The sequence below is a fragment of the Neptuniibacter sp. UBA6509 genome (assembly GCA_002435145.1).
Lineage (GTDB): Bacteria > Pseudomonadota > Gammaproteobacteria > Pseudomonadales > Balneatricaceae > Neptuniibacter.
In genome coordinates this window covers 53,188-63,020 of sequence record DJLT01000119.1, presented here as the reverse complement: position 1 = coordinate 63,020, position 9,833 = coordinate 53,188, and the positions used below count along the sequence as shown (strand labels likewise).

General features: G+C 42.6%; 12 protein-coding genes. 1 reads left to right on the top strand and 11 read right to left on the bottom strand.

Going from position 1 to position 9,833, the window contains the following annotated elements; translation table 11 throughout:
* Nucleotides 1-184: 184 nt before the first annotated feature.
* The 5 genes from B4K11_RS15780 to B4K11_RS15760 all read right to left on the bottom strand — a co-directional run bounded on the left by B4K11_RS15780 (nucleotide 185) and on the right by B4K11_RS15760 (nucleotide 4,015).
* Nucleotides 185-790: a Yip1 family protein gene (locus tag B4K11_RS15780; protein WP_292954785.1), complete on the bottom strand. Its 606-nt coding sequence runs from the start codon at nucleotides 788-790 to the stop codon at nucleotides 185-187.
* 134 nt (nucleotides 791-924) lie between these two features.
* Nucleotides 925-1,827 (bottom strand): heme o synthase, encoded by a 903-nt coding sequence (gene cyoE, locus B4K11_RS15775; protein WP_292954788.1) that lies wholly within the window; start codon nucleotides 1,825-1,827, stop codon nucleotides 925-927.
* Entirely contained in the window at nucleotides 1,820-2,824 is a 1,005-nt protein-coding gene (locus B4K11_RS15770) for a COX15/CtaA family protein (RefSeq protein ID WP_292954791.1), read from the bottom strand. Before B4K11_RS15770 ends, cyoE begins: the two co-directional genes overlap by 8 nt.
* A 2-nt stretch (nucleotides 2,825-2,826) precedes the next feature.
* Nucleotides 2,827-3,303: a hypothetical protein gene (locus B4K11_RS15765; protein WP_292954794.1), complete on the bottom strand. Its 477-nt coding sequence runs from the start codon at nucleotides 3,301-3,303 to the stop codon at nucleotides 2,827-2,829.
* On the bottom strand, nucleotides 3,296-4,015 hold the full coding sequence (locus B4K11_RS15760) for an SURF1 family protein (RefSeq protein ID WP_292954797.1): 720 nt from the start codon (nucleotides 4,013-4,015) through the stop codon (nucleotides 3,296-3,298). The genes B4K11_RS15765 and B4K11_RS15760 overlap by 8 nt, the downstream gene beginning before the upstream one ends.
* A 29-nt stretch (nucleotides 4,016-4,044) precedes the next feature.
* Between B4K11_RS15760 and B4K11_RS15755 the strand changes: the two genes are divergently transcribed.
* Nucleotides 4,045-4,248 carry a twin transmembrane helix small protein gene (locus B4K11_RS15755; protein WP_292954800.1) on the top strand — a complete coding sequence of 68 codons (204 nt, stop codon included), beginning with the start codon at nucleotides 4,045-4,047 and terminating at the stop codon, nucleotides 4,246-4,248.
* On the opposite strand, the gene B4K11_RS15750 is transcribed toward B4K11_RS15755, so the two are convergent.
* The 6 genes from B4K11_RS15750 to pssA form a co-directional block, all read right to left on the bottom strand.
* Nucleotides 4,249-5,133, bottom strand: a complete 885-nt coding sequence (locus tag B4K11_RS15750; protein ID WP_292954803.1) for a cytochrome c oxidase subunit 3 — start codon at nucleotides 5,131-5,133, stop codon at nucleotides 4,249-4,251.
* Nucleotides 5,130-5,693, bottom strand: coding sequence for a cytochrome c oxidase assembly protein (locus tag B4K11_RS15745; protein WP_292954806.1), 564 nt, complete (start codon nucleotides 5,691-5,693; stop codon nucleotides 5,130-5,132). The genes B4K11_RS15750 and B4K11_RS15745 overlap by 4 nt, the downstream gene beginning before the upstream one ends.
* A gap of 21 nt (nucleotides 5,694-5,714) precedes the next feature.
* Nucleotides 5,715-7,286, bottom strand: coding sequence for a cytochrome c oxidase subunit I (gene ctaD, locus B4K11_RS15740; RefSeq protein WP_292954808.1), 1,572 nt, complete (start codon nucleotides 7,284-7,286; stop codon nucleotides 5,715-5,717).
* 8 nt (nucleotides 7,287-7,294) lie between these two features.
* Nucleotides 7,295-8,404 (bottom strand): cytochrome c oxidase subunit II, encoded by a 1,110-nt coding sequence (gene coxB / locus B4K11_RS15735; protein WP_292954811.1) that lies wholly within the window; start codon nucleotides 8,402-8,404, stop codon nucleotides 7,295-7,297.
* A gap of 204 nt (nucleotides 8,405-8,608) precedes the next feature.
* Nucleotides 8,609-8,815 (bottom strand): DUF2970 domain-containing protein, encoded by a 207-nt coding sequence (locus B4K11_RS18635; protein WP_414689245.1) that lies wholly within the window; start codon nucleotides 8,813-8,815, stop codon nucleotides 8,609-8,611.
* Nucleotides 8,816-9,038: 223 nt separating this feature from the next.
* Nucleotides 9,039-9,794 (bottom strand): CDP-diacylglycerol--serine O-phosphatidyltransferase, encoded by a 756-nt coding sequence (gene pssA / locus B4K11_RS15730; protein WP_292954814.1) that lies wholly within the window; start codon nucleotides 9,792-9,794, stop codon nucleotides 9,039-9,041.
* Nucleotides 9,795-9,833 lie beyond the last annotated feature (39 nt).

Genomic DNA, 9,833 nt, shown 5'->3' with positions numbered 1-9,833 from the left:
CGTCAACAGCCAATTCAAAAAAACATCACTTTTTTGTAAAAAAACTCCATTTTTATCTATCACCTGCTAGAAGCGGTTAAGAAAGCACCAGCAACGCTTAATTCCTGTACAACACATACAAAAAAGGCGCCTTTAAGGTAGGCGCCTAAATTGATTTTTCTGATACTTAACTTTTAAGGTTTGGCTAAGCAGCTATATAGTTAAGCGGTATAACCGTACTCCAAAGTACAACTGAAGCTACCAGCACCCCAACCAACGTACATAAACCTACTGTCAGTATGGATGTTGAAAATAAAAATGCTCGTTCTTCTGGTATCTTCATTATCACTGGAACACCGACATATAGAAGATATACAGAATAGCAAACGGCAATTAAGCCTATGGATACGTTAAACCATAGCAATGGATATAACGCAGCAAGCCCGGATAAAAACATCGGCGTTGCAGTATATGTCGCTAGTGACAAGCAATCTTCAAGTGCTGCATTCCCTCCATAATTTTTTTCCATCCAATGAATTGCATATGTGATAAACCCTACAGCCACCCACATTGCAAAATAAAAGGCGATAGCTGCAGGTAATGCACTCGCTACGCCAAGCTTTACATATTCACTTCCAGCAATACTCCAACCGACTTGTGTTGTTCCTATAAACATAGCAACAGCCGGAATCGCTGCCAATATACTGACTTGCTGTATAAAGATATGCGATATGCTGTAATGTTCTTTTCTTATCTGGCTCCACTCCTCTTTCGGGTGGTGCAGTATTCCCATCATATGTTGTATAAACATGATGCAACCCCTCATCTATTTTGGGTGCAGCACCATTCCTTTAGCGCCGCATCAATTTATTTCTTGTTTCATTACTGAGCATTACTCCTTTTCCACAGGTTTCAGGAACTGTATTAATCTTTACCTTTGATTCATCACATCAAAGGCATTAAATAATGGTCAACTAATAATATTACGAACAAAAACATTATGTAGTTAATGCTATATAGAAATAGGGTCATTGGGGCACCGTCTTCCTGTTTCCACAGTTTCCATACCCAATACATAAACCTTGCATTGATGACACTCACACCAACCAGATACACTAACCCGCTCATACCCGTCATGTAGGGGAGCAGTGTCGTTATCAGCATCAGCATGCTATAGAGCGTTATTTGTATACGTGTATATCCTACTCCATGAGTGACCGGTAACATGGGAATGCCTGCTTTTTCATAATCCGCTTTTCTAGCTATACATAAGGACCAAAAATGAGGAGGAGTCCAAGCAAATATAATGAGCACAAGTAATAGGCTATTTGGATCAATGGTTCCGGTAACACATGTCCAACCTAATAGCGGTGGCGCCGCACCCGCTATACCGCCTATCACTATGTTCTGCGGAGTCGCTCTTTTAAGCCATACCGTATAAACAACGGCATATCCCATCAATGCCAAGACGGTTAGCCAAGCCGTTAGTACATTGATATATACGGTTAACAAACCAATTCCGATCACACCAATAACAGCCGCAAATATCAGTGCTTGTTTCGGTGTTAGCTTTCCCTGAGGTAACGGCCGACCTTTTGTTCGCGCCATCTGTAAATCAATCTGTCTATCCATCACATGATTTACTGCTGCGGCAGACCCTGAAGCTAGACCAATACCTATTAAACCGATTATTACAACCCAGAGGTCAGGCACAGCGGGAGTAGATAACAACATCCCCACTAAAGCGGTCAAGAGCATCACGGCAACTACTTTTGGCTTACATAGAGCCAAGTAATCATTCCATTTCGCGTGTTCAATTTTATTCAGGGCAATGTTTTGATTACTCATTCTCATCCCCTTCATTCAATACAAGTACATTAGAGTATAGCCATAACAACCCAAACAGCAGCAATATGGCACAAAAGTGATGTAATATTGCCAAGCTTGCAGGTATCGATAGCTCAGCGGCCAACCCTCCAATAGCGACCTGACATATGAGCGTTAATGCCAACACGACAAGCGGTACACGCAACATCGTTGTGACTGCTAAGTATGCAATTAACCCCATACAATAAACGAGCACCACAGCAGCTCCGACTCTATGCACTATTTGAATTGCTGCGCGACCCTCAATTGATAGAACACCACTTTGATAGTTTGGCCCTATAGGTGCAAACACATCAAATCCTTCTTTAAAATCAGGCTGCAAATTCATCGTGTCATTACAAACAAGCCAATCATTACAGCCGTAACCTGCATAGTTAGAACTCGTCCATCCCCCTAACACTATTTGTATAAACAGAACCAAGATAGCACCGAGTATCCACTTACTAGCAGCTCCCTTTACTAGTACATTTTTCTCTACTATCTGAATAATACGCTGCCGAATTAGCACTAAGCCTGTAAGTGTCAAAACCCCACCTAATAAATGAATAGTAACTACTTGCGGTAATAATTTTAGTGTCACTGTCCACATGCCAAACACAGCCTGAAAAACCACAAGCAATAGCAGCAGATAACTCCCTCTTACGGGATAACCGACTGTTTTTCTCATTTTAAAAGCGATAAACCCTAATAGGGCGATCAATACGCCTAAGGTTCCAGCAAGATACCTATGCCCCATCTCAAGCCACACTTTTTTAGGCTCTAATGGTGTTTCAGGAAATACACTTTGAGCCTTTACTCTCTCTTGCTCTAACTGGGGAACAATCATCCGCCCATAACAACCTGGCCAGTCTGGACAGCTTAAGCCCGCATTATTTATTCGCGTCCAGCCCCCAAGTAACACAACACATAGAGCTAACACTAAGGCTAAGTTTACTATCCGGCATGCCCAATTGATCATAGCTACCCCACCCTAGACACCTTTAATAACCTGCGCATATCTTTTAGCAACTGTTTAGGATTCACATCAAGGTTGTATCTAAACACTATGTTATTCATTGGATCAGCAATCCAAACAGCACTCCCTATACTTGCAATTTCAGACGTCGATATATAGCCAGCTCCATCACCAACCTTCCATACAACAACTCGCGATTGATCTTTCCCTAGCGCTATATGAACTTTCTCTAATTGCGCAGACCACTTTTCACAAAGGTGACCACAGGTGGCGGTTTCTGTTAGAACAATCTTCCACTGTGGTAACTGCTTATTAAAAGGCGCATCCTGCAACTCCCAAGTGGAAAGTTTTGCTTCTGTAATCAACTCACCTTCATGAACCCGTCCTTGCGGTATCATCCAACCAAACAAATACATCAGAATGGCTAACAGCAGGGGACCCGCACCAACAATCCAAACGAGCCAGAAGGTAAATTTATTCATACGACTCCCTTTTTATCTGCTTTAGGCTCCAAACAATCATACAAATCAGTCCAAATGACATAGCAAACCATTGAACAGCGTAGCCTAAATGCCTTTCGGGTTGCATTTTCAGTACCGGCCAACTGATATCTAAACCATCAATTAACGGCTCTGCTAATTTAAGTTCATAAGCATGTATCGGCATACCCACCCATTCAGATAACGCTATAGGGTCTAGCTGCTGTACAACTTTAGGCCACCCCTCATTTATAGCCGTATCTTTTAACGTTACATTCTTAGATACATGCCTAATGCGCCCTGATATATCAAGTTCGCCATTAGGCAATTCAACGATCGGCATAACCGTTCGACTCTGACCTAAAGAAACCCAACCTAAATTAACAAGTAAGTTTCCTGATCCCTGATACAAGTTAAATAGTCCGATCACTTCATAACCCGGGCGTCCCGCCCGAGTTCTATTATCAAGAAGAAAATACCGTTTGATATCAAAATGGCCCTTAAACAAGGCAGAACGATATTCTCCTGTTACCAGATCCAACTTACTTGGCAGTATTGTTAAAGCTTCAACTGAACCCCAGCTTTCTATCAATTTAGTTTTTTCCTTAGCTCGATCTAATTGCCAAAAACCCAAAAACAACATAAGGGGTAACAGCAAAAAAGCAGCAAAAATCAGCATATACTTGAAGCCTTGATTGTCCTGAACTTTAATCATCTATGAAACCTACCCAAGGGACGTTTCTTATGTCATTAAAACTATTGATACTTCTATTGTTCTGCGCTGTCGTTTTAAGCTTATTTAGCGGCCTTTTCTTTCTTATTCGTGACCAAGGAAAATCTAACCGTACTGTTAACTCTCTCTTCCTGAGGGTTGCCTTTAGCGTGCTGATTATTGTGGTACTTCTATACGGTTTCTATACCGGAGAAATCACTCCTCACGGCCTATGATCAAAGGATATAAACAAAAAGAAAGAGCCCTACCCAAACCACATCGACAAAGTGCCAATACCAAACAACCGCTTCAAAACCAAAGTGTTTTTCTGTACTAAAATGTCCCTTCATCACACGCAGCCAAATGATAATAAGCATCAAGGTACCTAGCGTGACATGCAGCCCATGAAACCCTGTCAGTATAAAAAAAGTAGCCCCGTAAACTCCGGCATTTAAGGTTAATCCAAGTTCGTTGTATGCCTCGGCGTACTCATAAGCTTGGAAATACAAGAAAACGATCCCTAACCCCACTGTTACCGCCAACCAAAGCACCACTCTTGATCGTTTCCCAAGCTTTAATGCTTTATGGGCTAAAGTAACGGTGAAACTCGATGAGATAAGTAAAATGGTGTTCAGTAGTGGTATATGCCATGGATCGATCACCCCTTGTGGGCCAGGAAATGCTTGCTGATCTGGTGTACTCATCAACGGCCACTCAGCCGTAAAGCCATGCCATAACATATTGGACACACCTTTCTCACCCTCCCCCCCCAGCCAAGGTACTGACAAGTTCCTAATATAGAAAAGGGTTCCAAAGAAAGCAGCGAAGAACATAATTTCAGAAAAGATAAACCAACTCATCCCCCACCGAAAAGACCGATCCATTTGTGGACTATACAACCCTTTATCGCTCTCATTTATTACATTGCTGAACCAACCCAACATAATCAGACCCATGCCCAATGTGCCGGCTAGCAACATTAATAGACCTGTTGCACCCCCCGTATCCGCACTTAAGCTATTAATTAAACTACCAGCACCAAACGCCATTAGAAATAAGGCAGTGGAAGCTAAAATGGGCCAACGGCTTTGTTCAGGAACATAGTAAGTTTGGGTACTCATAATGATCCCCTCTCGCTTAAAGTAACGGTAGAAGGCGTATCCGGTGTGATATCAAACAACGTATACGACAACGTAATTGTGCTTATATGCTTAGGAAGGCTAGGATCTATAGATACCACCAGCGGCATCCATTTCTCTGAACGTCCATCTAACGGTTGTCTTTCAAAACAAAAACAATTGATTTTCTGCACAAAAGGGGCGGCCTCAGAGGGTGAAACCGAAGGCACCGCTTGAGCGATCATCATCCGCTCCGTCAGGTTACGCGCCAAATAAGCCGTTTGATGCATTTCACCCGGTGATAAGCGCGTCACAACCGTTTTAGGTTTAAACTCCCAAGGCATCGTTTCATTATTGACGGCTACCAGCTGTAACTTAATCTGCCGTGATTCATCTATCACGCTAGATGGTTGAGCGGGTATTAAATCAACTTTGCCATTTAAGCCTGTGATACGACAAAACACGTCATAGATAGGCACTAACGCAAAACCAAACCCGAACATCAGGACACAGCTAGCAACAAGCCACTTAACCGTTCGTGTTTTTTTGTGGATGATTGACATAGCATCCACTCCTCTTTTGAATTATTTAATCTGCGGCGCTTCACTAAAGCTGTGATATGGCGCTGGCGAAGGCAAGGTCCATTCAAGACCATGAGAACCTTCCCAAACCTCATCTGACGCTTTACGCCCCTTACGTATGCAATGGAGAACGTTATAAAGAAAAATTAGCTGAGAGAATCCAAATATGAATGCGCCAACAGTAGCTACCGCATTAAAGTCTGCAAATTGAAGTGCATAATCGGGTATACGTCTGGGCATACCCGCGAGTCCAATAAAATGCATTGGGAAGAAGGTTATATTCACTCCAATAAAGCTACACCAGAAATGCACCTTTCCCATCGTCTCGCTATAGTAATTACCGCACCATTTAGGTAGCCAATAATAAGCACCTGCCATAATTGCAAACACTGCACCCGGCACTAAGACATAATGGAAATGAGCGACAACAAAATAGGTATCGTGATATTGAAAATCAGCGGGAGCTATCGCCAACATAAGTCCTGAAAAGCCACCTATTGTGAACAACACAACAAAAGCCAAGGCAAACAGCATAGGCGTTTCAAAAGTCAGCGAGCCTCTAAACATTGTTGCGACCCAGTTAAATACTTTTACACCTGTAGGCACCGCAATCAGCATCGTAGCGAACATAAAAAAGACTTCGCCAACCAAAGGCATCCCCACCGTAAACATATGATGCGCCCATACAATAAAAGATAAAAAAGCGATCGAGGCGGTGGCATAAACCATCGATGGATAACCAAATAATTTCTTCCGAGCGAACGTAGGTATAATTTCACTGACGATCCCGAAAGCGGGTAAAATCATGATGTAAACTTCAGGATGACCAAAAAACCAGAAAACATGCTGAAACAATACGGGATCTCCACCACCCGCGGCATTAAAGAAACTGGTCCCAAAATGAATATCCATCAACATCATAGTCACCACACCTGCCAACACAGGCATGACAGCAATTAGCAAAAATGCAGTAATCAGCCACGTCCAGACAAATAGAGGTAACTTCATCATATTCATGCCTGGGGCGCGTAAATTTAGGATCGTCGCAATAATGTTGATAGCCCCCATAATCGAGCTAATCCCCATCATATGTACTGCAAAGATAAAAAAAGTCACGCTGGGCGGAGCATAGGTTGTTGAAAGTGGCGCATAAAAAGTCCAACCAAAATTTGGCGCGCCACCCTCCATAAAGAGAGTCGATAACATCATGCTAAAAGCAAATGGCAGTATCCAAAAGCTCCAATTATTCATTCGCGGCAGAGCCATATCCGGAGCCCCGACCATCATCGGAATCATCCAATTTGCCAAGCCTACAAATGCCGGCATAACGGCACCAAACACCATTATTAGGCCGTGCATAGTCGTCATTTGATTGAAGAATTCGGGTTGAATAAGCTGTAAACCGGGCTGAAAAAGCTCTGCACGAATCAGCAAAGCCATACAACCGCCTGTCAAAAACATAACAAAACTAAACCACAGATATAATGTGCCTATATCTTTGTGATTCGTTGTATAGAGCCAACGGCTCAGACCTGAAGCAGGACCGTGATGAGTTGTTGCAACAGAACTATTCATAACCACTCCTACTTTTTAAGCTCAGCAATTTGAGCCGGGGTAACAATATCACCGGTTTTATTTCCCCAAGCATTTCGTTCGTAAGTAATCACAGCCGCTAATTCGACAGCACTGAGTTGGTCTTTAAAAGCTTGCATTGCTGTACCGGATACACCATTGAGGACAACATCAATATGTAACGCTTCATCACCTAAAGCGACAGCGCTATTTTTCAGAGCAGGAAAAATACTTGGCACGCCCTCCCCATTGGCTTGATGACAGGCAAGGCAAGCTTTGCTGTAGACCTGTTCGCCTGTAGCCATCAAGTCAGCCAAATTCCAACTTTTTTCAGCCGCTTGCGATTTAAGCGCATCAGCCTTTTTAAATTCAGCTAACCACTGCTCATAGTCTTCTTGAGATTTAACTTCGACAACAATCGGCATAAAGCCGTGGTCTTTACCACACAACTCTGCGCATTGACCTCGGTAAACCCCCGGCTTATCCACAATCACCCAAGCCTCATTAATAAAACCGGGTATCGCATCTTTCTTAACCGCAAATTCAGGCACCCACCATGAATGGATAACATCATTAGCGGTTAATAAAAAACGTACTTTCTTGCCCACAGGGATGACCAATGGGTTATCCACTTCCAATAGATAATCCGTGCTTTTTTCTTGCGTGTTATTTATCTGTTCGCGAGGAGTAGAGAGGCTTGAGAAAAAATCGATATCTTCTGCAAGATACTGATAACGCCATTTCCACTGATAACCGGTCACTTGAATATCAAGATCAGCTTCAGTGTTATCATACATTTTGATCAGTGTAGCGGTGGCAGGAACAGCCATTGCAATGAGTATAATGAAGGGAACAACAGTCCAAGCGATTTCTACCACTAAGCTTTCGTGGAAATTATGCGCTTTCGCACCTCTGGACTTGCGATGGTAAACAACTGACCAAAGCATAACCCCAAAGACAATAAAACCGATGACTACGCAAATCCAAAAAATGACCATATGCAAGTCATAGATTTCACGGCTGATCTCAGTTACCCCTTTAGTTAGGTTAACTGTCCAATCAGCATGAGCACGTCCAGAAAACAAAAACAGCCCGGACACTCCTAGCAGTAATTTTTCCATTGCAGGCCCCTCGTGTTTTGCACACAAAAAAAACCTGTCTAAATCCTCTCACTATTGGCGTTGTAATACTTATTTCAACGTCGGTAGCGACAGGATTCGGGCAGGCTCTCTTGTGCCAAGACTCCGTCCTATCATTTCCGACCAATCCACTTGGTTGTTAACAGCAAGTATAGCAGTGAAAAATAATATGCAAGAAAAGAACGCTTAGAGATAAGCTAAAGTAAGTTTGACTAAGAGGTAGATCACAGCAATAAAGGCAAGCAATAACACAAGGCCTATAACTATGTATCGCCAATAACTATCCGTCATAGAATCACGTTCATGATTACGCTTTGTTTGAACCCCGAAGAAAGCTGCCAACACACTCAATATGACATCAATCCAGCGAGGCTCATTTTGTATCCGGGACACTAATCAGATCTCGGTGAGCATAAATATTGAGCTCATTAACAACATGATAGAAAGCAAAAAAATAACGGTTAAAAATAAAATCCGTGACGCTCTTTTTACTTCGAGAGAGAACTTCATCAATACGGCCCTCCTAATATGTAATCTACATAAAGGTATAGGACAAAATTGATGAAGGTGTGGGAAATAAAAAAACGGCCTTCATATGAAGGCCGTTTTTTAAAAATTATGCACTCGGCTTCTGCTTGGTTTTCCGCATCACCCATAACAAGGGACCTGATACGGCATAAGCCAGAAAGATTATCCAAAGAATAACGGGAGGACTTATAGAAATAACCGCTAATGCCAAAACAATTCCAGCTAAAATAAGGAAAGGTACCTTTTCTTTTAAGCTTACATCCTTAAAACTGTAATAAAGGACATTACTCACCATCAATACACCGACTAAAGCAACATAACCTGCCACTAAATAAGCATATGGAGCACCATCAACTTCATATTCCGTTGCAGCCCAAACCAAACCGGCAACGGCCGCTGCCGCTGCCGGACTCGGCAAACCAATAAAATAACGTTTATCTGTTGAGCCAATTTGGGTATTAAAGCGAGCCAACCTCAGTGCGGCACCCGCTACATATAAAAATGCGGCAAACCAGCCTAACTTGCCAATATCATCTAATACCCAATTAAATACGACTAACGAGGGCGCGACACCAAAAGACACCATATCCGCTAATGAATCATACTCTGCACCAAAAGCACTGGATGTATTAGTCATACGCGCAACTCGGCCATCCAGACCATCCAGAACCATTGCCACAAAAATAGCCACTGCTGCATTTTCAAAATGGCCATTCATGCTCGCAACAACGGCGTAAAAACCAGAAAATAGTGCACCCGTTGTAAACAAATTGGGCAGTAAATAAATGCCTCGACTACGGGGCTTTATCGGTTCCTGATTATCATTATTCTGAGATTCACTCATTGCTATTTAAGTCATCCAGTTAGCAAGAAAAAGGGTATT